Origin of the sequence: Lacticaseibacillus brantae DSM 23927, from assembly GCF_001436115.1 — a bacterium.
Taxonomy (GTDB): Bacteria; Bacillota; Bacilli; order Lactobacillales; family Lactobacillaceae; genus Lacticaseibacillus; species Lacticaseibacillus brantae.
In genome coordinates, this window is sequence record NZ_AYZQ01000004.1 from 104,924 (window position 1) to 127,910 (window position 22,987).

The 22,987-nt window shown below is 47.6% G+C and carries 24 protein-coding genes and 1 riboswitch; of the genes, 21 read left to right on the forward strand and 3 right to left on the reverse strand.

Annotation, left to right across the window (positions count from 1 at the left end; all coding sequences use genetic code 11):
* Positions 1-31 precede the first annotated feature (31 nt).
* The 10 genes from dnaX (at position 32) to FC34_RS08025 (ending at position 6,990) form a co-directional block, all read left to right on the forward strand.
* On the forward strand, positions 32-1,702 hold the full coding sequence (gene dnaX / locus FC34_RS07980) for a DNA polymerase III subunit gamma/tau (RefSeq protein WP_057894981.1): 1,671 nt from the start codon (positions 32-34) through the stop codon (positions 1,700-1,702).
* Positions 1,703-1,716: 14 nt separating this feature from the next.
* A complete protein-coding gene (locus FC34_RS07985; RefSeq protein WP_057894892.1) occupies positions 1,717-2,022 on the forward strand; it encodes a YbaB/EbfC family nucleoid-associated protein in 306 nt (101 codons plus the stop codon).
* Between the two features lie 14 nt (positions 2,023-2,036).
* A complete protein-coding gene (gene recR / locus FC34_RS07990; protein ID WP_057894893.1) occupies positions 2,037-2,636 on the forward strand; it encodes a recombination mediator RecR in 600 nt (199 codons plus the stop codon).
* 11 nt (positions 2,637-2,647) lie between these two features.
* Positions 2,648-2,908, forward strand: a complete 261-nt coding sequence (locus tag FC34_RS07995) for a DUF2508 family protein (RefSeq protein WP_057894894.1) — start codon at positions 2,648-2,650, stop codon at positions 2,906-2,908.
* A 196-nt stretch (positions 2,909-3,104) separates the two neighbouring features.
* A complete protein-coding gene (tmk, locus tag FC34_RS08000; protein WP_057894895.1) occupies positions 3,105-3,752 on the forward strand; it encodes a dTMP kinase in 648 nt (215 codons plus the stop codon).
* 2 nt (positions 3,753-3,754) lie between these two features.
* Complete coding sequence (locus FC34_RS08005) at positions 3,755-4,084, forward strand: cyclic-di-AMP receptor (protein WP_057894896.1); 330 nt, start codon at positions 3,755-3,757, stop codon at positions 4,082-4,084.
* Positions 4,081-5,058, forward strand: coding sequence for a DNA polymerase III subunit delta' (gene holB / locus FC34_RS08010; protein ID WP_420805046.1), 978 nt, complete (start codon positions 4,081-4,083; stop codon positions 5,056-5,058). Before FC34_RS08005 ends, holB begins: the two co-directional genes overlap by 4 nt.
* Positions 5,059-5,060: 2 nt before the next feature.
* Entirely contained in the window at positions 5,061-5,399 is a 339-nt protein-coding gene (locus FC34_RS08015) for a DNA replication initiation control protein YabA (protein ID WP_057894898.1), read from the forward strand.
* On the forward strand, positions 5,399-6,256 hold the full coding sequence (gene rsmI / locus FC34_RS08020) for a 16S rRNA (cytidine(1402)-2'-O)-methyltransferase (RefSeq protein WP_057894899.1): 858 nt from the start codon (positions 5,399-5,401) through the stop codon (positions 6,254-6,256). The genes FC34_RS08015 and rsmI overlap by 1 nt, the downstream gene beginning before the upstream one ends.
* 2 nt (positions 6,257-6,258) lie before the next feature.
* Positions 6,259-6,990, forward strand: coding sequence for an acyl-[acyl-carrier-protein] thioesterase (locus FC34_RS08025; protein WP_057894900.1), 732 nt, complete (start codon positions 6,259-6,261; stop codon positions 6,988-6,990).
* Between the two features lie 73 nt (positions 6,991-7,063).
* Here the strand turns inward: FC34_RS08025 and FC34_RS08030 are convergent, their stop codons facing one another.
* A complete protein-coding gene (locus tag FC34_RS08030) occupies positions 7,064-8,035 on the reverse strand; it encodes an asparaginase (RefSeq protein ID WP_057894901.1) in 972 nt (323 codons plus the stop codon).
* Between the two features lie 133 nt (positions 8,036-8,168).
* Positions 8,169-8,262, forward strand: a riboswitch (THF riboswitch).
* A gap of 36 nt (positions 8,263-8,298) precedes the next feature.
* Here FC34_RS08030 and FC34_RS08035 point away from each other — a divergent pair.
* The 5 genes from FC34_RS08035 to FC34_RS08055 all read left to right on the forward strand — a co-directional run bounded on the left by FC34_RS08035 (position 8,299) and on the right by FC34_RS08055 (position 11,695).
* Positions 8,299-8,826, forward strand: coding sequence for a folate family ECF transporter S component (locus tag FC34_RS08035; RefSeq protein ID WP_057894902.1), 528 nt, complete (start codon positions 8,299-8,301; stop codon positions 8,824-8,826).
* 85 nt (positions 8,827-8,911) lie between these two features.
* Entirely contained in the window at positions 8,912-9,634 is a 723-nt protein-coding gene (gene tsaB, locus FC34_RS08040) for a tRNA (adenosine(37)-N6)-threonylcarbamoyltransferase complex dimerization subunit type 1 TsaB (RefSeq protein WP_057894903.1), read from the forward strand.
* Positions 9,618-10,172, forward strand: coding sequence for a ribosomal protein S18-alanine N-acetyltransferase (gene rimI / locus FC34_RS08045; protein ID WP_057894904.1), 555 nt, complete (start codon positions 9,618-9,620; stop codon positions 10,170-10,172). The genes tsaB and rimI overlap by 17 nt, the downstream gene beginning before the upstream one ends.
* The gene (gene tsaD / locus FC34_RS08050) at positions 10,169-11,191 is read left to right on the forward strand and encodes a tRNA (adenosine(37)-N6)-threonylcarbamoyltransferase complex transferase subunit TsaD (protein WP_057894905.1); all 1,023 of its coding nucleotides are present in this window, start codon (positions 10,169-10,171) and stop codon (positions 11,189-11,191) included. The genes rimI and tsaD overlap by 4 nt, the downstream gene beginning before the upstream one ends.
* Positions 11,192-11,377: 186 nt before the next feature.
* Positions 11,378-11,695, forward strand: coding sequence for a PTS sugar transporter subunit IIB (locus FC34_RS08055; protein WP_057894906.1), 318 nt, complete (start codon positions 11,378-11,380; stop codon positions 11,693-11,695).
* 42 nt (positions 11,696-11,737) lie between these two features.
* Here FC34_RS08055 and FC34_RS08060 read toward each other — a convergent pair whose 3' ends face one another.
* A complete protein-coding gene (locus FC34_RS08060) occupies positions 11,738-13,660 on the reverse strand; it encodes an ABC-F family ATP-binding cassette domain-containing protein (RefSeq protein ID WP_057894907.1) in 1,923 nt (640 codons plus the stop codon).
* A gap of 188 nt (positions 13,661-13,848) precedes the next feature.
* On the opposite strand from FC34_RS08060, the gene FC34_RS08065 reads away from it, so the two are divergent.
* The gene (locus FC34_RS08065; RefSeq protein ID WP_057894908.1) at positions 13,849-14,526 is read left to right on the forward strand and encodes a redox-sensing transcriptional repressor Rex; all 678 of its coding nucleotides are present in this window, start codon (positions 13,849-13,851) and stop codon (positions 14,524-14,526) included.
* 90 nt (positions 14,527-14,616) lie between these two features.
* Here the strand turns inward: FC34_RS08065 and FC34_RS08070 are convergent, their stop codons facing one another.
* Positions 14,617-15,675: an LCP family glycopolymer transferase gene (locus FC34_RS08070; RefSeq protein ID WP_057894909.1), complete on the reverse strand. Its 1,059-nt coding sequence runs from the start codon at positions 15,673-15,675 to the stop codon at positions 14,617-14,619.
* Between the two features lie 196 nt (positions 15,676-15,871).
* Here FC34_RS08070 and groES point away from each other — a divergent pair, with 196 nt between their 5' ends.
* The 5 genes from groES (at position 15,872) to mutS (ending at position 22,986) form a co-directional block, all read left to right on the forward strand.
* A complete protein-coding gene (groES, locus tag FC34_RS08075) occupies positions 15,872-16,156 on the forward strand; it encodes a co-chaperone GroES (RefSeq protein WP_057894910.1) in 285 nt (94 codons plus the stop codon).
* A 28-nt stretch (positions 16,157-16,184) separates the two neighbouring features.
* Positions 16,185-17,816 carry a chaperonin GroEL gene (groL, locus tag FC34_RS08080; protein WP_057894911.1) on the forward strand — a complete coding sequence of 544 codons (1,632 nt, stop codon included), beginning with the start codon at positions 16,185-16,187 and terminating at the stop codon, positions 17,814-17,816.
* A 166-nt stretch (positions 17,817-17,982) separates the two neighbouring features.
* A complete protein-coding gene (locus tag FC34_RS08085; protein ID WP_057894912.1) occupies positions 17,983-18,342 on the forward strand; it encodes a DUF1827 family protein in 360 nt (119 codons plus the stop codon).
* A gap of 115 nt (positions 18,343-18,457) precedes the next feature.
* On the forward strand, positions 18,458-20,290 hold the full coding sequence (locus FC34_RS08090; protein ID WP_057894913.1) for an APC family permease: 1,833 nt from the start codon (positions 18,458-18,460) through the stop codon (positions 20,288-20,290).
* Positions 20,291-20,421: 131 nt separating this feature from the next.
* Positions 20,422-22,986 carry a DNA mismatch repair protein MutS gene (mutS, locus tag FC34_RS08095; protein WP_057894914.1) on the forward strand — a complete coding sequence of 855 codons (2,565 nt, stop codon included), beginning with the start codon at positions 20,422-20,424 and terminating at the stop codon, positions 22,984-22,986.
* Position 22,987 lies beyond the last annotated feature (1 nt).

Consider the following 22,987-nt stretch of genomic DNA (forward strand, 5'->3'; position numbering starts at 1 on the left):
AACTTATTTTATTGAAGAAAGGATGCTGACAGTGAGCTATCAAGCGTTATATCGGGTTTGGCGACCACAAACTTTTGCCGATGTGATTGGTCAAACCGCGATTACTCAAACATTAAAAAATGCGCTCATCACCGGTCAAACTAGTCACGCTTATCTGTTTACAGGCCCGCGTGGCACAGGGAAGACCAGTGTCGCCAAGATTCTCGCTAAGGCTTTAAACTGTGAGCATCTTGTCGACGGTGAACCTGATAATACCTGTGAAATTTGCCAAGCGATCAACAATGGCAGCTTAACTGACGTCATTGAAATTGATGCGGCTTCAAATAATGGGGTCGACGAAATTCGGGATATCCGCGATAAGGCTAAATATGCCCCAACGGTGGCGCGTGTCAAAGTTTACATCATTGATGAAGTGCATATGTTATCCACGGGAGCGTTTAACGCCTTACTCAAGACATTAGAAGAACCACCAGCTCATGTCGTCTTCATTCTGGCAACGACGGAACCACATAAAATCCCAGCGACCATTATTTCCCGGACTCAGCGCTTTGATTTTCGCCGGATTACCGCTCAGGATATTGTAACCCGGCTCCAACAAGTTCTGGATGCCAATGGGGCAACGTTTGAGCCTCAGGCCTTACCAATCATCGCCAAGGCCGCTGAAGGCGGGATGCGCGACGCTTTATCGATTCTGGATCAGGTCTTGTCATTTAGTGACAACCATGTGACCGCAGCGGCGGCGTTAGACGTGACTGGTGGTGTAACGACGAGCCAGTTAGGGAGCTATTTGACGAACGTATCGAGTCGCGATATAGCGCCTGCGTTAGAGACCGTGACGTCCTTATTGGATCAAGGTAAGGATGCTAACCGCCTGATTGAAGACTTAATTGACTACTTACGAGATTTGCTGGTCTATCAACAAGCACCAGATTTGCTTGATGAATTGGAACTGGGCTTAATGGACGATCATTTCAAAACCTTGAGCACGGATCTGGACCCTGAGCAAATCTATCGAATGATTGGTATTTTGAATCAAACGCAACAACAGCTGAAATTGACCAGTCACCCCGAGATTTACCTTGAGGTCGCCACGGTCCAAATGGGGCAACCAGCCCCAGCACCGGTGGCCGCAAGCGAGCCCTCGGAGACTGTGGACCAACTGACTAAGCAAGTACAGCAGTTGCAACAACAGTTACAGCAACTTCAGCAACCTACTGCACCTGCTCCTAAAGCACGGCCCGCCGCTAAGCCTCAAAGGAAACGTCATCTCAACAAAGCCAAGATATATCCAATTCTGGGTGCGGCCACGAAACACGACTTGAATGACCTGAAAGGAATTTGGCCAGACTTACTCAACATCTTGAGTGTGACTAAACGGGCCATGATGAATATCAGTGAGCCAGTGGCAGCGAGTGCTGACGGTGTGATTGTCAGCTTTGACTATGATATTTTGGTAGAGCGGGCAATGAACGATGACGACTTAATGGTCGAGCTCAAAAAAGGCCTGCAACAGTTGACTGGTAAGCAACCTGAGATTGTGTTGGTGCAGACGGATGAATGGCCTGTGGTCAGAAAACAGTACCTGGAAGAAAATGGGGCGCCCCAGACAGCCAGCGAGAAACCGGCTGAAGCCCCAGTTGTCAAAACAATTACTGACATGTTTGGGTCAGATGACCCCAATGTCACCATCAAAAATGATTAGTGAGGATGATTAATATGCGTGGAATGGGCAATATGCAAGGTATGATGAAACAAATGAAGAAGATGCAACAGGAGATGGAAGCCAGCCAAGCAGAATTGAACGCGACTGACTTCAGCGCCAGTGTGGCTAATGATTTGGTGACAGTGACTTTCACCGGCGACAAGAAGTTGAAAGATATTCAAATTAAGCCTGAAGCAATGGATCCAGACGATCCTGATATGTTGCAAGATTTGATTATCGAAGCTGTTAACGAAGCCATGACTAAAGTTGACGCGGCCACTCAAAGTAAGATGGGTAAGTACGCGAAGGGCTTAATGTAGAATCGAGGGGCAAGATGCAATACCCAGAACCGATTGCAAAACTGATTGATAGTTATATGCGCCTTCCAGGTGTGGGCAATAAAACAGCAACACGGTTAGCCTTTTTTACCATTGATATGGATCAAGAATCTGTCGATGGCTTTGCTGATGCATTGATTGCGGCCAAGAAAGATCTTCATTACTGCAGTATTTGTGGCAATATCACCGATGTTGACCCCTGTGAAATCGACCGCGACCCTACCCGGGATCAAAGTACAGTGTTGGTCGTTGAACAGGTGAAAGACGTGATGAGCATTGATCGGATGAATGAATATCACGGTCTGTATCATGTGTTGCATGGGGTTCTTTCGCCAAGTGAGGGTAAAGGCCCAGAGGATTTGAACATCGAAAGTTTGATTAAGCGGCTGCAAACAAATGATGCTATTAAAGAAGTCATTATCGCGACCAACGCAACGCCTGAGGGTGAAGGTACTGCGATGTACCTGGCTCGTTTGATTAAGCCCGCAGGTATCAAAGTGACACGCCTGGCTTACGGTTTGGCGGTGGGTAGTGATATTGAGTATGCTGACGAGATGACCTTGCTCAAGGCAGTTGAAGGTCGGACTGAAATTTAGGAGTGAGTGTGATGTTCGGACGTTCCAAAGTGCGACTTAAAGCTAGTGCTGATAATGACTTACTTGAACTAATCGAGCATGTGCGCGATCGAATCACCCGTTTGAAAGAGATGCGCTCAGACTTTCCTGAACAGGATGCCCAACTTAAGCGCCAGTTGGCTAAGGAGCAAGCGTTATTCAACTTCTTGTATCACCAAGCCCGCGTGCGGCGCGTTTCTAGCCAACAAGTGGCGACAATGGCTGCTCAGCGGTTGAATCAATTAAATGACTAGCGGCTCATCCAAACTAATGGGTTAGCAGGTAATTAAAAAGGGAGTTAGAACAAAAGCTTATTTGTTCTAGCTCCCTTTTTAACCTGTCTGGGTCGGCCAATCAGCCGGCGATTATGACAAGTTTAAACAATTTGAGTTTAAATGCGACCGTTTTTCCAGTAAGATAGAGATAATGAAATAGAAAGTAGGCACAGTTGTGGCAGGTATGTTTATTACGTTTGAAGGACCCGATGGCGCTGGTAAAACCAGTGTGTTAAACCAGCTCATCCCAGAACTTAAAGCCCACCTCAAGCGTCCCGTCACGCTCACTCGAGAACCTGGTGGTGCAGTGATTTCTGAAGCCATTCGTGAGATTATTCTCAACCCTGACTATACCGCGATGGATGCGCGGACCGAGGCACTTCTGTACGCGGCATCTCGGCGCCAACATCTGGTGGAGGTCATTTTGCCCGCGCTGACTCGCGATGAGGTGGTCATTTGTGATCGCTTTGTTGACAGTTCTGTCGCCTATCAAGGCGGCGGCCGACAGATTGGGGAAGCAGCCGTTCTGGCGATGAATCAATTTGCAACAGACGGGATTGAACCTACCTTGACGATCTACTTAGATGTCCCAGTGGCCGTTGGATTAGCACGCATCGAGGCTCATCGCAAAGCGACCCAATATGATCGCTTGGATCAAGAATCGATTGCGTTCCACGAAAGGGTGTCTGCTGCCTACCAACGTTTGGTCGCAGATAATCCTGAGCGGATTACTGCCATTGATGCCACCCAATCACTTGATGCGGTTGTGGCGGATTGCTTACAGCTTTTTAAAACAAAACTAGCCGATATTTGGGAGGACTAACCATGAAACTAATTTTAGCCATTGTCCAAGACAAAGATAGCAACCTTTTGAGTAATGAATTTATTGACGCAAATGTTCGCGCGACCAAGCTTTCCTCCACTGGTGGCTTCTTAAAATCTGGGAATACAACCTTTATTATTGGGATTGAGGATGAACGGGTTGATGAAGTCTTGAATATTATCAAAGAATCCGCGCAAGCCCGAGATCAATTCATGACCCCACCAGTTAACCTGGATGCGACCTCAGACAGCTCAATTGCTTATCCGATTGAGGTCCAAGTGGGTGGTGCAACCGTCTTCGTGCTGCCGATTGAACAGTTCCATCAATTCTGATGACACTGGCAATCGAAACACTGCAGCCCCAAATTGTGGCGCAGTTTAAACGCTTAATTGCCCAGTCTCAGTTAAGTCAGTCGTATATTTTTAATGGACCGCAGGGCGCCGGCAAACATGACATGGCTGTTTGGATTGCTCTGCGGTTGTTTTGTTTAAATGTGACGGATGGTTCACCTTGTGGCGTGTGTGAAGAATGCCAACGCATCTTGGCCCACAACCACCCTGATGTGATTGAACTGGATTCGCAGGCAAAGTCAATCAAGGTTGATGAAATTCGCGAGCTGAAACAAGAAATGAGCAAGTCAGGGATGGAAACCGATCAAAGGGTGTTCATTATTGATGACGCAGATAAAATGACCGCTGGCGCCAGCAACAGTTTACTTAAGTTCTATGAAGAACCGATTGCGGGAATGATTGTGATTCTGACCACTACTGCTAAGCAGCGATTGCTCGACACAATTATCAGCCGTGCGCAATTGTTGAATTTTCTCCCACCAGGCGCGACAAACATCGCGACGGACTTAACCAGTCAAGCAGTGCCGGCGTTGACGGCTGCGGTCATTAGTCAGTTAACGACTAGCTTGGCAACGGCTGAGGCATTGAGTGGCGATGAAGGCTTCAAGAGTCGGTTTGAGCGCGTGCAACAATTAACCAAACGTCTGGCAGCCAACGATTTAGAGGCCTTTGTCCAGATTCAAACGCAAATCATGCCTGTGGCCAAAGAATTATCTGATCAACAACAGATCCTTTCGATGCTCGCACTCGCTTATGAGGCCGCTTTGCGCCAGCATTTTGGGCTGGCCACTGACTTAGCCAGTTGGCCGGGTGTTGAGAATTTGAGTCAACTATCAAGTGACCGACTGACCCAGGCCTTGTCAGCGTTAATGACAGCAACGCAACAACTAGATCAAAATGTCAGCTTTCAAGCTGATATGGAACAATTGGTATTACGGTTAGTGCAAGGGGGATAAACGTGGACAAGAAACAACTGTATGACGGTTTAAGCCAACTGCAACATGAGTTGAAGGCAGCCGCCGAGCAAGTGGCACACTTACAACAAGAAATTGCCAGTGTGATCGAACATGACGCTGAAGTCGAAATTGAGAATCAGCATCTGCGTGAACATCTCCAAGAATTGCAAAAGGCAGCCCCTGACCGCTCTAATGGTGCCATTGAACTGTCAAAATCAAAACTCAATCTAGAGAATCTTTATGAAGAGGGGTTCCATGTGTGCCCGACCTACTATGGTCAACGCCGGGTCAATGATGAACCGTGTCTCTTCTGCCAAGATATCATTTACGGGGAACGCTAATGCAACAACAAGCAAGCTTTGGACAACACGATAGTGGCACGCTTTACTTGGTGCCCACACCAATTGGTAACCTCGCAGATATGACCTTCCGCGCAGTGGACACCCTCAAGCAAGTCGATTTAATTGCTGCTGAAGACACGCGCAATACCCAGAAATTATTGAACCATTTTGAAATTGAGACCAAACAAATCAGTTTCCATGAACACAATACTCAACAGCGAATCCCGGAATTGATTCATCAACTTAAAGCCGGCGTCAATATCGCTCAAGTTAGTGATGCGGGGATGCCATCGATTTCAGATCCTGGCCATGAGTTGGTCAATGCGGCAATTGCGGCCAACATTCCAGTGGTCCCCTTACCAGGCGCAAATGCTGCCACGACTGCGTTGATTGCCTCAGGGTTAGCCCCACAACCATTTATGTTTTATGGATTCTTGCCCCGGAAAAGTGGCGCTCAGACCCGAGAGCTGGAACAATTAGCCAGCCAGACGCAGACAATGATTTTCTATGAATCGCCGCATCGGGTAGCCAAAACGCTTGCCGTCATGCAAAGTGTCTTTGGCGACCGCCAAGCTGTGTTAGCCCGCGAAGTGACCAAACGATATGAAGAATTCATTCGTGGTAGTCTGAGTGAACTCGCGACCTACGCTGAAGAATCCGCTCGTGGTGAATTTGTCGTCATGGTGGCTGGGCGGGATGAACAAGCCGCGCCAACAAGCGACTTGCCATTAAAGGATCAAGTTCAAGCAGGCATTGACCAAGGCCAATCGCCCAACGACAGTATCAAAGCCGTGGCCAAGGCCAATCAACTGAAAAAACAAATTGTTTATAACGCTTATCACGAAATTGGAGATTAATCATGATTTATCACGAGAACTATCAGGTACCATTTTTCTTTGGCACGCAAAATACGACCATCAGCTTAAGCACCTTAGTCAACATCATGCTGTTGGTCTCAGAGCACCAGCTTGACGCGCATGATGCTGGGGTGGAAGCCCTGGCAAAGCGCGGTGCTGGCTGGGTGATTACCCAATACCATCTGAGCGTGAACCAATGGCCAACAGTTGAGCAACGGGTCAAAGTGGGCACCGAGGCCCTTAGTTATAACAAGTTTCTGACGTATCGTAATTACTGGATTGATGACGAATCTGGTAACCGAATGGCCACCTTAGAAAGTACTTGGGTGATGATGGATCTTACCACCCGAAAAATCATCAATGTTATTCCTGAAATTGTTGAGAGCGTTGGTGCAACTGAAGCGACTAAGGTCAAACATTTTCCACGGATTGCCAAGATTCAAACCATTAATGAAAGCCTGCCGTACCGGGTGCGCTATTTCGATATTGACGCCAATGGGCACGTGAACAACGCGCATTATTTTGACTGGATGCAAGATAGTCTGGGTGCTGAATGGCTCAAGACCCATCAACTGGTTGAACTGGATATTCGTTATGAACGTGAAGTCGCATATGGTCAAACGCCACAATCAGAATATGAGATTGATGCCGCCGATGAACTATTAACCAAGCATCGGATAGTGACGGACGGTGTTGTCAATGCTGAAGCCCAAATGCGTTGGGCCACGTTGTAGCAAAAGTTTCACCATATTTTCAAACTAAAAAGGCTGTGCCCCCAAAGTGGGAAGCACAGCCTTTTTGTTGCCATTAGCTAATGGCATTATCCATATAATGGGCGAGTTCTTCTTTGCTCTTGCCGTTAGAGAGACCGACAATCAGTTTGATGCGTGCCTTTTGTCCATTCAGGCCTTGGCAGAAAATAACCCCCATTTTCTTGAGCTGAACACCGCCGCCTTCATAATCGTAGACTGGTTCAGCCACACCGTTGAAACAACGAGAGACCAGAACGACTGGAATATCGCGATTGATGAGACGTTGCACCCCATCAAGCGTTGCAGGGGGTAAATTCCCCGCGCCTAAGGCTTCAATGACCAAGCCATTGGTATTGTCAGGGAGCATATCAAACATGGTGCTATCCATGCCGGCAAAGGCCTTAAGCATGAAGACATTATCCACCACGTGATCAATGTTTGAGGTTTCTTGATTAATCAGTTCTTGGAAGAAGCGGACGCTGTCATGTGTGACCAGTCCGACCGGGCCAAAAGTTGGGGTGCGGAAGGTGGCCACGTTGGTTGTATGGGTTTTGGTTACGTAGCGCGCGGTATGAATCTCGTCATTCATCACGACCAGGACGCCTTTGCCCTTGGCACCTTCACTTGCAGCGGTCTGGATGGCCGTTTGAAAATTGTAGAGACCATCTGATCCAATTTCATTGGAAGAGCGCATGGCGCCAGTGACCACAATCGGAATGGTGCTGCCAAGCGTGAGATCCAAGAAGTAGGCCGTTTCTTCAAGCGTGTCGGTCCCGTGAGTGATCACCACGCCATCAATACCCTCAGCTTCGGCGCGTTCAATCCGCTTTGTCAATTGCAACATGAGCTTTGGGGTCATGTGCGGAGAAGGCACGTTGAAGATATCTTCAGTCGTGAGACTAACCCGCGCACCAAGGGCTGGATTGGCGTCGAGCAGTGGATTGGTGGCACTGGGCGACATTGCCCCAGAATCGTCGGCGGTCATTGAAATCGTGCCGCCAGTATGGAGCGCAAGAATTTGTTTCATAAGTAAGATCCTTTCACTTTGGGTTTAACACTAGCATAGCAAACACCCGGCGTTTGACAACCCCTTTTGAGCCGGCAGGCCAGGCGGCTTTATTTTTGTCAGCGCGCGGTGTACACTGAATAGGTTACAAAATTTAGGAGTAGGAACCAACGCGTTAAGTGCCGCCGGAACGGAATGTGAACGGTGGACGAAGACTCAGTCGCGGTGTTGGTTCCGCATTCGCCTAGTTTTTTTGGGCGTCTCCAACAAAGGAGATTGTCATTATGGAAAGTTTATCGTTTTCTAGTTCCAAATTGTCGGTGAAAAACACCGTCATCATGGGCCTGCTTGTGGCCATGAATATTGTTCTTGGTCGCTTCTCAGTCGGGCCAAGTTTTGCAAAAATCAGTTTGGTGTTCTTCGCCACCATCCTGATGGGTTATCTGTTGGGACCGTGGTGGGCCGCTGTAGGGGCGGCCATCGCTGATCAATTAGGAATCTTATTGACTGGGGGCCAGAACTTCCCGGGCTTTACGATATCGGCTGCCATTGCGGCCATGATTTACGGGATGTTCTTCTACCGCCAGAAAATCACCTGGTGGCGTGCGATTGTCGCTGTCTTCTTGGTGATGCTGATTAGCAACGTCATCTTAACGACGTGGTGGCTCGATATTATGGGCACGCCATGGCAAGGGATTATCGTTGTGCGAGCGGTCAAGAACCTGGTGGTCTTCCCATTCCAAGCGGTCTTAACCTACTTCACGTTAAAAGAAGTTGAACGTCTAAAACCACAATTGCATCTTGATGACTAAACAAGCAACCGGCCGCGTGCCGGTTTTTTAATTTCCTTGGCTTGTGGTAAACTAAATCCATTATTGAACAGAACGGAGATTGATCATGAATATTTTGGCGCTTGAGACGTCTAATCAGGCAATGAGTGTCGCCGTGATGGCAGATTTAGAAGTCTTGGCCGAAATGACTTTGAATCGGAAACGCACCCACAGTGAGCAGCTGATGCCCACAATTGATACCTTATTGCAGCAAAGTGGTCTGACTGTTGAAGACTTGAACCGCATCGTGGTTGCTGATGGACCAGGCTCATATACTGGCGTTCGGATTGCGGTGACCACGGGCAAAACGTTGGCTTACACCTTGGGTATTGACCTAGTTGGCGTTTCTAGTTTAGCGGTGTTGGCGGCAAACATTCGAGATACGTCTGCAGTTATCGTCCCGGTCATGGATGCCAGGCGGCAAAATGTTTTCGCCGGTGGTTACCAGTGGCAAGCTGGTCAATTAATCAATGTCTTAGCGGACCAACATACGAGTTTAACGCAATTGTTGACCGCACTTAAGTTGTTGCAACAACCTGTGATATTTGTCGGGCCGGATGCGCCTAAATTTCAGCAGGATATTTTTGCCACGCTGGGCAATCTGGCACACATCGCAGATCCCATCAGTCAATTACCCCAAGCTAGCCGTGCTGGCGAACTGGGCATGACCGTCCAGCCGGTTTCTGTATTTGACTTCGTGCCGCGCTATTTACGATTGACAGAGGCAGAGACTAACTGGCTGAAAACTCATGATGAACGAGGACACCGACCATATGTGGAGAAAGTTTAAAGCAATTTTCACCCAAGAATCAGCGGAAAGTTTAGCTCCAGATCCAGTGACGATTGAGTTGCTAGGGACAACTTATCGGCTCCGGCCAATGACTGAACAGGATATTGACGCCGCCTTGGTGATTGAGCGGGAGATTTATCATGATTTGCCTTGGGATCGCTTAGCTTTCATGTCTGAACTCCGCCGCGTCAGTCGCAATGTTTACTTGGTCTTAACCACACCTGAAGATGGGGTGGTGGCGTTTATTGGGAGTTGGTTCACCCAAAAAGAAGCCCATATTACAAATATCGCCGTAGCGCCAAGCTTTCAGCACCGCGGGATTGGTCGCTTCTTAATGCAATTGATGCTCGATCGGGCCAAGGCTTATGGTAGCGAGAAGATGACACTGGAAGTACGGACCGATAATGAGGTCGCTAAACATTTATATACTCAGCTGGGTTTTCTGCCTGGCAAAATTAAGAAGGGCTATTATGTCAGCACCCATGGGGATGCACTCGACATGTGGCAGACGCTTGAAACGGAAGGAGACCAACAATGAGTGAACGAGAACTAATTTTGGCGTTTGAGAGTAGTTGCGATGAAACCAGTGTGGCCGTGGTTGAAAATGGCGATACCATTCTAAGCAACATCATTGCCACCCAAATTAATAGTCATCAACGGTTTGGTGGCGTTGTCCCAGAAGTCGCCAGTCGCCACCATGTGGAACAAATTACGTTAGTGATTGATGCAGCCCTCAAAGAAGCGGATGTGACATACGATGATTTGACCGCTGTTGCAGTCACATATGGTCCTGGGTTAGTCGGTTCCTTACTCATTGGGGTGTCTGCGGCTAAGGCAATTGCATTTGCCCATCATTTACCACTTATTCCTGTCAATCATATGGCTGGGCACATCTATGCAGCGCGCTTTGTCAAGCCATTAGTGTATCCTTTATTGGCATTACTCGTCTCGGGTGGCCACACCGAATTAGTCTATATGCCAAGCGCAGGCCACTTTGAAATTGTGGGAGATACGCGAGACGATGCCGCTGGGGAGGCATACGACAAGGTTGGCCGAGTCCTTGGTGTCCCTTATCCTGCCGGCAAGGAAATTGATCGCCTAGCCCATTTGGGTCAAGATACCTTTAATTTCCCCCGGGCCATGGATAAGGAAGATAACCTCGACTTCAGTTTCAGTGGGTTAAAGTCGGCCTTTATCAATACCGTGCACCATGCTGATCAAATTGGCGAAAGCTTGAGCCGCGAAGATTTGGCCGCCAGCTTTCAGGCCGCCGTCGTTGATGTTCTAGTGCATAAGACAACGAAGGCGCTGGACGAATTCCCAGTTAAGCAGTTAGTTTTGGCTGGCGGAGTTGCGGCCAATCAGGGCCTACGGGAAGCGCTCCAAAATACGCTTGCTGACGCATTTCCTGACATTGAACTGGTTGTGCCACCTGTTCGTTTGACGGGTGACAATGGCGCAATGGTAGGGGCTGCGGCGCATATTGAGTTAGAAAAACAGCATTTTGCCGATGAAAGCCTTAATGCTGTTCCCGGACTCAGTTTTGCGCATGCCTAGGTGGTTAAAATTTTGAAGAGAATAAAAAAACATCCGTTCTGAATGGAAACGGATGTTTTTTTGCATTTAAAAGGATTTGGCGATGTTTTCAATAACCCTGATTGACTTCACATCTTGAGCACGTTATCATAAATTTATAGATGAAACCGTTTACGGTTTTGATAATTTTGAAGGAGATTAGAGATTATGGCTGATAAAACGATTATGTTAGTGTGCGCGGCAGGGATGTCGACCAGCATGCTCGTTCAACGGATGCAAAAAGCAGCAGAGGCTGATGGCATCACGGCGAATATCTTCGCCACTGGCGCCTCAGATGCCGATACCAAGTTGGCTGAGAACGATGTCGATGTCCTTTTACTCGGCCCGCAAGTACGTTTCATGGAAAGCCAGTTCAAAAGTAAGTTAGAACCGCAAAACATTCCTGTTGAAGTAATTGATATGCGTGCCTATGGCATGATGGATGGGGAAAAGGTGTTACAACAAGCCATGGCCCTGACTAAGTAAAAAAGCTCTGACTAACCCAAAGGTTGGTCAGAGCTTTTTGCGTTATTGCATGGCTTCAAGTGCTAAACTTTTTTCTTCCCACTGGTGCTCCGTCTCGGCCATTTGGGCGTTGACGGCATCTAGGTCATCTTGCAAACGCTGCATTTTTTGATAGTCAGTGAGGACATCGTCGGCGGTCATTTGAGTTTGGATGACATCGGCCTTTGACTCCAAATCGTTCAGTTGGGCTTCAAGTTGGTCGACTTCTCGCTGTAGTTTCCGCTGTTGGCGCTGATCTTCTTTAGACTGTTGGTAAGCAACGGCTGCTTGGGCGGGTGCGGCCGTTGTTTCGGTGGTATCAGCCTCAGCGACGGCTTGTTGTTCAGCCAGCTTCTCTTGGTAGTAGTCCCAATCACCAAGATAGGTCTGACTGCCATCAGGGCTAATAGCAATAATCTGGGTCGCCAGCTGATTGATAAAGTACCGGTCATGCGAAACAAATAAGACAGTGCCATCAAAATCAGCCAAGGCCGATTCTAGCACTTCCTTACTATTGATATCTAAATGATTGGTCGGTTCATCAAGAATCAAGAAGTTATCGTGGTTCATGGCCAACTTAGTCAGTTCGAGACGGGCTTTTTGACCACCAGACAGGGAAGCAACCGATTTTTGAACATCGTTTTCGTCGAATAAGAAGGCGGCTAAAATGCCACGGATGTCTTTTTCAGGTGTGGTCACATGGTCATCCCAAATTTCTGATAAAACCGTCTTGTTGAGATGCAGTTGGGTCTGATCCTGATCATAGTACCCGGTGAGCACATTAGCGCCAAACTTGGCCGAACCGGCTAGGAAAGGAATTTGACCAAGAATGCTTTTGAGTAAGGTCGATTTGCCGACCCCATTAGGCCCGATGATGGCGATACGGTCGAATTTCTTCACTTTAAAGTTAATAGGACCGGCCATCGGTGCGTCTGCTTCATAGCCCACGGTGGCATCATCGACGCTGAGGACCTCATTGCCGCTTGGCTTATCCGGGGTGAAGCGGAAGTGGACGCGTTGGTTATCATTGATTGGGCGATCGAGGACATCCATTTTTTCGAGCTGCTTACGACGACTTTGTGCCTGTTTGGTGGTGCTGGCGCGAACGATATTTTTGTCGACAAAAGTTTGAAGCTTATCAATTTCGGCTTGTTGTTTTTCGTAAGCTTTCCAGGCCAAAGCTTGACGATCAGCCTTTTGCTTGAGATAGCCTGAATAGTTGGTATTGTAATGTTCCGCGTGGTGCTGGGTAATTTCATAGATTTCCGTGACAACATGATCAAGGAAATACTGGTCATGACTCACTGTGAGGACGGCACCCGCATAATTCTTGAGATAGTTTTCCAGCCACCCTAACGTATCAATATCAAGATGGTTTGTTGGTTCGTCTAGAATAATCAGGTCCGGCCGTTCGAGCAGTAGCTTCGCTAAAGCGAGTCGACTCCGTTCACCACCTGAAAGATTGTGAATTGGCATGTCGTAAGTTTCCTCGTCGAACTTAAAGCCATGGAGGACATTGCGAATTTCAGCTTGGTAGCCGTAGCCGTTCTGCTCAGCAAAATCGTGTTGCAATTGATCATATTGTTTCATGACGCCATCAAGATCTGCCGTGGTGGGATCGGCAATGGCGGCTTCTAGCTCGTGCATCCGAGTCTCCATCGCCATTAAGGGCTCGAATACTGTCAGCATTTCATCAAAAATAGAGCGACTAGAATCCAGCCCCGAATCCTGGGCTAAATAGCCGAGTGTCGCTGATTTGCTCATGGTGACTTGGCCACTGTCTGGCGGATTCACACCGGCAAGAATCTCAAGTAAACTGGTTTTACCAACCCCATTAGGGCCGACGAGACCAATGCGAGAGTGGTCTTGGACCTCAAGATTAACCCGGCTGAATAGCTCATGCCCGTCGAAGCTGCGACCAACCTGTTGCGCTTGGAGAATAATCACTGTTCACCCTTCTTCCGAAATCGTTATTACGTTTCAATATATCATATTTCTGGCTAAGAATATGTGAAAAAAACTGAACAATCTAAGCGAGTTTGCTTGCGCTTGGGCTTGCGACCCGCTATTCTTATTCTATGAGTAAGCCAACGACTTCACAAGTTCGGCGGCAAAAAAGATGAGGAGGAACGTGTATGGCTGAAGCAATCATTCCAAAAGCAACAGCAAAGCGGCTCCCACTGTATTATCGGTATCTGAACTTCTTAGCGAATTCAGGCACAACCAAGGTCTCTTCGACAGAATTGTCTGAAGCAGTTAAGGTTGATTCAGCGACGATACGGCGGGACTTTTCGTACTTCGGTGCCCTCGGTAAACGGGGTTACGGGTACGATGTCGTTGATTTACTGAAATTCTTTAAGAAGATTTTGAATCAAGACCGCTTAACCAGTGTTGGGTTAGTTGGTGTAGGTAATTTGGGGCATGCCTTACTGAACTACAATTTCCGGCAAGCGAATAACATTCGCATTAGTGCGGCTTTTGATTTGAATCCAGACTTAGCGGGGACCATCCAAAGTGGGGTGCCGGTTTATCCGATGACCGATATGGTCAAGCAGTTGAAGGAACAACAAATTGAGATTGTGATTTTAACTGTGCCAACCGATGCGGCCCAGGGGATTACGGATGATTTGGTCGCAGCGGGCATCAAGGGAATTATGAACTTCACACCATTGCGCATTTCGGTGCCCGATTATGTGCGGGTGCAAAATGTCGACTTGGCGACAGAATTACAAACGTTAATCTATTTCCTTGAACACTATGGGCCAACGTTGAAAGACACCGAAAACACCACTGATACACCGGTTAACGATTAGTCGGTTCAGTAAACAAAACAAGAGGCTGTGACAATCCTTACGGGATATGTCACAGCCTCTTGTTTTGTTTAGCAGTTATCATACCAATGACTAATTTTCGGGCACGTAGATGGTATAGACCTGATCTTGATTGCCATCAAATTTGAAATCGATGTTAGCTTTGTTTTCGCGCGTATTTTGGTTGTAAATGGTTTCTGTTTGCAAGCCTAAAGCTGTGCGAAGCTTGTTGGAAACCCGCTGTAATTCAGCAGTAGAAGCAATCTGATAAGACGAGGGGCCCGGATAGACCCAAGCACCTTGACCAGCGAGGTGATCCGATTTGATGGTCGAGGCGGCATCACGATAGTTCTGGAAGACGCCCAACATATCATTGAAGCTCAAGTTAGTGGCGATGTTCTTGGACAAGGTGCTTAACAGCTCCGAGAAGTTCCCCAGAGTATCCATCGAAACTGCCTTTTTGAGGATGGCCTTAATCACTTGTTGCTGCCGCTCCTGACGACCGTAATCACCCTTAGGATCTTCATAGCGCATCCGGGCGTAAACCAAGGCCATCCGGCCATTGAGATGCATTGGTCCTTTCGTAAAGTGTTCATTATTGGTGTGATGACTGGTGAAGCTAAACGGCACATCGACATCAATCCCACCAACGGCGTTCACAACTTTTTCTAAGGCACCCATGTTAATAGTGAGAAAGTATTTGATGGGAACATTGACCAGTTTGGAAACCGTATTAATGGCCATGTCTGAACCGCCAACGTTATAGGCGGCGTTGATCTTTTGCATATTGAAGGTTTTCGTGCCAATCAGTTGGGCGGCGGTATCACGCGGCACGCTGACTAAAGTAGTCTGCTTCTTCTGCGGATTAACGACCGCGATGATCATCGTATCAGAATTTCCTTTGTCAATCCGTCCGTCAGCCCCTGTATCAACACCCAAGAGGAGGGCCGCAAACGGCTTCTTGTCTTGGATTTCCGTGGCTACCTTCCCATTGGCAAGGCGGTAGGTATCGCCGAGGGCATATTTTGTTTGGCTATACAAGCGAAGCGCATAAGTGCCAGCTGTGAAAAAGCCCAGCACTAAGACCAATAACCAGATTCGTCCCCAAGGCCGCTTTTGCGGTTGCTGGCGACGCGACATGCGACTTTCCATAACGTGCTCCTTTGAAGAAATAGAATAGTTAGAGCATACCGCGAAAAAGTCTCTTTTCGCAACGCTTTACGAATAAGTTAAGAAATGTTTTGGCTGAGGGTTGCTTTTGCTGCCTAAACTGAGTATTATAAAAGTCGTGGTTAGCACTTAAAGAGTCAGAGTGCTAAATTCAATTTTTCTATCTGGAGGGATTGCCGTGTTAAAGCCATTAGGAGATCGTGTCATTGTTCAAGTTGTTGAGGATCAAGAAGAAACCGTTGGTGGGATTGTTCTTGCAAGCAACGCCAAGGAAAAGCCACAATCTGGCAAGGTTGTCGCTGTCGGTGAAGGGGCGTTAAGTCCTGAAGGCAAGCGGTTGCCAATGTCAGTTAAAGTGGGCGACACGGTTTTATATGACAAGTATGCCGGATCTGAAGTGAAATACGAGGGTGAAGATTACCTGGTATTGCACGATAAAGATTTAATGGCAATTGCCGACTAACAAATACTAAATTTTGAGGTGATAATCGATGGCAAAAGAAATTAAGTTCTCTGAAGATGCACGCGCTGCAATGTTGCGCGGGGTTGATAAGTTAGCTGATACTGTTAAGACGACAATTGGGCCTAAGGGTCGTAACGTTGTCCTCGAACAATCCTATGGTTCACCTGAAATTACTAATGATGGTGTCACCATTGCAAAGAGCATTGAATTAGAAGATCATTTTGAAAATATGGGCGCTAAGCTCGTTGCCGAAGTTGCCAGCAAGACGAATGACATTGCTGGTGATGGGACAACCACTGCGACTGTTCTGGCTCAAGCGATTATTCGTGAAGGCATGAAGAACGTCACTGCCGGTGCCAATCCTGTTGGGATTCGTCGTGGGATTGAATTAGCAACCAATGCGGCTGTTGATGAATTGCACAAGATTTCCCACAAGGTTTCAAAGAAGGACGAAATTGCGCAAGTGGCTTCTGTTTCTTCTGCGAATACCGAAGTTGGTTCTTTGATTGCGGACGCCATGGAAAAAGTCGGCAACGACGGCGTCATTACGATTGAAGAAAGTAAAGGGATTGACACAGAATTATCCGTTGTTGAAGGGATGCAGTTTGATCGTGGTTACTTGTCACAATACATGGTGACCGATAATGATAAGATGGAAGCTGACCTCGACAACCCATACATTCTGATTACAGATAAGAAGATTTCAAACATCCAAGACATTTTGCCAATGTTGCAAGAAATCGTGCAACAAGGGAAGGCACTCTTAGTCATTGCCGATGACGTTGATGGTGAAGCTTTGCCTACCTTGGTTCTGAACAAGATTCGTGGGACCTTCAATGTGGTTGCTGTTAAGGCACCTGGTTTCGGTGATCGGCGTAAGGAACAATTGCAAGATATCGCGACCTTGACCGGTGGGACTGTCATCACTTCAGACTTAGGCCTTGAATTGAAGGACACAACCTTAGACCAATTAGGTCAAGCAGGTAAGGTTACAGTGACCAAGGATAACACCACCATTGTTGAAGGTGCTGGTGCCAAGGAAGCTATCGACGAACGGGTCAATACCATTAAGAGCCAAATTGAAGAAACAACAAGTGACTTTGATCGCGAGAAGTTACAAGAACGTCTGGCTAAGTTAGCCGGCGGTGTGGCAGTGATCAAAGTTGGTGCCGCAACTGAAACAGAATTAAAGGAACGTAAATATCGGATTGAAGATGCCTTGAACGCCACTCGTGCCGCTGTTGAAGAAGGCTACGTTGCTGGTGGTGGTGTTGCTTTGATTAACACGATTAAGGCTGTGGCTGCGCTTAAGGAAACTGGCGACGTCCAAACTGGGATCAACATTGTCTTACGTGCCCTTGAAGAACCAATTCGCCAAATTGCCATCAATGCTGGGCTTGAAGGCTCTGTCATTGTTGAACACATGAAGGGCGAAAAGGTTGGCGTTGGCTACAACGCTGCAACTGACGAATGGGTTGATATGGCAAAGGCCGGAATCATTGACCCAACAAAGGTTACCCGTTCTGCTTTGCAAAACGCTGCCTCCGTTGCTGCTTTGATGTTGACAACTGAAGCAGTCGTGGCTGACAAGCCAGAACCAAATGCACCTGCAGCACCAGCTGGTGGGATGGATCCATCAGCCATGGGCGGTATGATGTAATCCGCATCAATTTAATAACAATGGGAGCTTGTGATGATGCGTCAACTGTCACAGGCTCTTTTTGTCGAATAGAGCGGCTGCTGTTTCCCTAAATGTGGGTCAAGTTGGTACAATATAGGTACGCCGACGCGAAGATTGCGTCGCCATCCAAAGGAGGATGACTATCTTGAAATTAATTGAAAACCCGATTCGTTTAAATGCTAGTTTGCACAAAATGATTCCGTACACGGTGCGCCATTTGTATGGTAAGCAACCCATTAAGCTGTATCGCAATTACACGCTGGGAGCGACGCATGTTTATTACATCGATGCGTTCAATCGGATTGATGTGGTCATGACCAATACCCACCGCAATATTAAGCAGGATCAAGTGGATTTCGTTGTTGAACGACTATTCCCAGATGTTGCCGTAGATGAATTAACCATTGACCAATTAGCCAAGGCTGAAATTGAGAGCGAAGTTCATCACAAGCTGAAGGTAAAAGACCTCGTTATTATCAGTCAATCGAAGGCTCAAACCGCCTAGAAATCAAGCTTTACGGCGACTTCAAAGAATTTTGCCGGTTGGCATAGTATTTCACACGCGGTTGGAGTAGAATTGCTTTCATTGGGTTACAATTCCTGATAGGAGTAGAAATATTATGTCACAATTAAAACGCGTCCTTGTTGGCCGGCCATTGAAGTCGTCTGAAGAGGGCGGGCAAAAATTAAGTAAGTTTAAAGCGCTGGCAATGCTTTCGTCAGATGCCTTGTCATCAGTGGCGTATGGGACTGAACAAATTGTTCTGGTCTTAACGACTTTGTCAGCCGCAGCTATTTGGTATTCATTACCAATTGCTGCTTTTGTTTTGATTTTGCTGGTGTCTTTGACGTTGTCCTACCGGCAAATTATTCACGCGTACCCCAGTGGGGGTGGCGCGTATGTCGTCTCCAGTGAGAACCTCGGCAAGAACTCTGGTTTAGTGGCCGGGGGTTCATTACTGATTGACTACATGTTAACCGTGTCAGTCTCGGTGTCAGCGGGGGCCGAAGCCATTACTTCGGCGATTCCCGCTTTGTACGGCCATCAGGTCGCCATTTCGCTGATTATCATCTTGGTCTTGACGGCCATGAACTTACGAGGCATGAGCGAGTCCGCTTCATTCCTTATGGTCCCAGTGTACCTGTTCGTGATTGTCATGACGGCTATGATTATCTGGGGGTTATGGCAGGTGGCCACTGGTGCGATTCCATTTAAGGCGACCTCGCTTGTTGGCGCGGCAGTGCCAGGGATTTCGATGGCCTTGATTTTCCGGGCGTTCTCTAGTGGCTCCAGCTCCTTAACCGGGGTGGAAGCGATTAGTAACGCGGTCCCATTCTTCAAAAAGCCCCGTGAAAAGAATGCAGCTGGCACGTTAGCCATTATGGCCGCAATCCTGGGCTTCTTCTTTGCTGGGATTACTTTCCTGAACTACTGGTATGGGATTGTGCCACAAGCCAAAGTCACTGTGCTGTCACAAGTGGCCAAAGCGACCTTTGGTGGTGGCGGTGTGATGTATTACGTCGTGCAAATTGCGACCGCGTTAATCTTGGCAGTCGCTGCTAATACTGGGTTCTCAGCGTTCCCTGTCTTGGCTTTTAACCTTGCTAAAGACAAGTTCATGCCCCATATGTATATGGACCGTGGTGATCGCCTAGGTTATTCCAATGGGATTTTAACTTTAGCGATTGGCTCAGCCATTCTGATTACTATTTTCCAAGGGAGCACTGAACGGTTGATTCCGTTGTATGCGGTCGGCGTGTTCATTCCGTTCACATTATCGCAAACCGGGATGATTGTTCATTGGTGGCGCCATCGTGATAAGGGTTGGATTGGTAAGAGCATTGCCAATTTCACCGGTGCTTTCATCTCCTTTGTCATTTTGCTCATTTTGTTTGTTTATCGGTTGCCTGACATCTGGCCTTTCTTCCTATTGATGCCAGCGCTGATTTACCTGTTCTATAAAATCCACAAGCATTATCAAAATGTGGCTGAGCAATTGCGCTTACCAGATACGGACGTCGCGATGCACGAATATGACGGCAGTACGGTGATTGTCTTAGTCGGCAATGTCACTCGGGTGACGCGAGGGGCGCTCAATTACGCGCAGTCTATCGGGGATTATGTCATTGCCATGCACGTTTCCATGGATGAAAATCCTGGTAAGGAACAAGAGACGCAAAATGAATTTAAAGAGGATTTCCCAAATGTCCGGTTTGTCGATGTGCATTCATCGTATCGGTCAATTGAAGGGCCTGTCATTCGTTTCGTCGATATCATTGCGCGCAACGCTGAAAAACGTAATTTCACCACAACGGTGTTGATTCCGCAATTTACGCCGCGCAAACCTTGGCAGAACATCCTGCATAACCAAACCAGTTTGAGACTGCGGGCGGCCTTTGCAAATCGTGAAAACATTATTCTATCTACGTATAGTTACCATCTTAAGAAGTAATTCAAAAAGGCTTACCAGCTGCCCATCAGGGTGGTGGCAGGCCTTTTTGCGTGGGCCGGTCACGGCTTTGCATAAGTGCGGCTCGGTTGGTAAAATGGTCAGAGAAAGTCAAACGAAAATGGGTGAAATGGATGCCGCAAAAAACCAGTGAAACACCAATGATGCAACAATATAATGCCATTAAGGCGCAATATCCAGATGCCTTCTTGTTTTATCGGATCGGCGACTTTTATGAGTTGTTCTACGATGATGCGATTAAAGGCTCGCAATTACTAGAACTGACGCTGACGGCACGGAATAAGAGTGCTGACGACCCAATTCCGATGGCAGGGGTGCCACACCATGCTGCAGCCAGTTACATTGATATTTTGGTTGAACAAGGCTATAAAGTCGCCATTTGTGAACAAGTAGAAGATCCCAAATTGGCTCAGGGAATGGTTAAGCGCGAGGTGATTCAGTTAGTGACACCTGGGACAACGACTGATATCAAAGCCGGAGCAGCCAAGTCAAACAATTATTTGACTGCGGTTGTCGCCACAGACCAAGGATTTGGTTTGGCTTACACCGACTTGTCGACTGGGGAGTTGAATGTCACTTCCTTGGCACAATTGTCTGCTGTCCAGAATGAACTCTCGGCGCTCAGCACTAAAGAAGTCGTGGTGCGGCCTGACTTAGCTGACGATGCTACTGAAGTCTTGGCCCAACAAGATCGCCTGATTTCAAAGCAAACTGATACGGGCGCCCACGCTGAAGTCAGTTATGTCATCCAAGATTTGACAGATGCCGCTCAAATTGCGGCCGTTACTTTGTTAATGCAGTACGTGTTGGATACGCAAAAGCGAAGCCTTGCCCACATGCAAAAGGCTGTTGTGTATGCACCATCTGCGTATTTAGAAATGGACCAGGATGCTCGTACCAATCTAGATATTCTGGTGAATAGTCGGTCAGGTAAGAAGGCTGATACCCTTTTGTGGCTTTTGGATGCCACCAAGACAGCCATGGGCGGTCGACTGCTCAAACGCTGGCTGGAACGGCCATTGCTGGATTTAACCGCGATTAAACAGCGGCAGCAACGGGTGCAAGCTCTGATCGATCAGTTCTTTGAACGCAGTGAATTGCAAGATCATTTGACGAAGGTTTATGACCTCGAGCGTCTCGCTGGCCGGGTGGCTTTTGGCACGGTTAACGGCCGTGACTTGATTCAATTACAGACTTCCTTGGCTCAAATCCCAGAGATTGTTGGTATTTTGCAACGTTTCGATTCAGATGCCTTTGCTGATTTTCAAGTCCAATTGGACCCCGTTTCGGACGTGGCGGACTTGATTAGCCGTGCCATTAATCCTGATGCTCCGATTTCTGTCACGGATGGCGACGTCATCAAAACCGGTTATAATGCACGACTCGACGGCTATCGCGATGTCATGCAAAACAGTAAACAGTGGCTGGCAGAGCTTGAAGCCACGGAGCGCGAAACGACTGGCATTCATAACCTGAAGATCCGCTACAATAAAGTTTTTGGCTATTACATTGAAATCACTAAGTCAAACCTAGACCGAGTCCCCGAACGCTATGAACGTAAGCAGACCCTAACCAATGCGGAGCGGTTTATTACGCCGGCACTGAAAGACAAAGAAACTCAGATTCTGGAGGCTGAAAGTTCAGCGACAAATCTCGAGTATGCGCTGTTTCAAGATATCCGTGAACAGGTCAAACAACAGATTGAACGGTTACAAACCCTTGCCAGTCAAATCGCGGCCCTGGATGTTTTACAAAGTTTTGCGGTTGTGGCTGAAAATCAACATTACGTCCGGCCCAATATGATCCCAAACTCTCACGATTTAGCCATTCGCGGTGGCCGGCATCCAGTGGTTGAAAAGGTGATTGGCTCGCAGCAATATATCCCTAATGATGTGGTCATGAACGATGAGACCGATATGTTACTGATTACTGGCCCTAATATGTCAGGGAAGAGTACCTATATGCGTCAACTGGCGCTGATTGTCATCATGGCTCAAGCTGGCTCATTTGTGCCGGCCGACAGTGCCGACTTACCCATTTTTGATCACATCTTTACCCGCATTGGGGCGGCGGATGACTTGGCTAGTGGCCAAAGTACGTTCATGGTTGAAATGCTAGAAGCAAATGCAGCTTTGAGTCATGCGACAGCTTCCAGCCTGATTCTTTTTGACGAAATTGGTCGGGGGACTGCGACCTACGATGGAATGGCTTTAGCCCAAGCTATCATTGAATATTTGCACGACCATGTCCATGCCAAAACGTTGTTCTCAACCCATTATCACGAGTTGACGGCGTTGGCTGATTCTCTGGCCCACCTGGAAAATGTCCATGTCGGGGCAGTGGAAGAGAAGGGCAATCTTGTCTTCTTGCACAAGATGCTTGCAGGTCCGGCTGATAAGTCCTATGGGATTCACGTAGCCAAGTTAGCTGGGTTACCAGACACTTTGCTGGACCGAGCCAATGTTATTTTGGATCACTTGGAAGCCGAACCCAAGCCTGATGTGGAGACGGTTGCCGAAGATAGTGGCCAACTTGATTTATTTGTGCCCGAACCAGTGGTAGAATCAGTGCCTAGTCCAGTCTTAAAGGCGCTCAATAATTTCGACTTACTCGATTCAACGCCAATGGACGCTATGAACCTGATTTATAACCTCCAAAAACAACTAAAAAAGAAGTGAT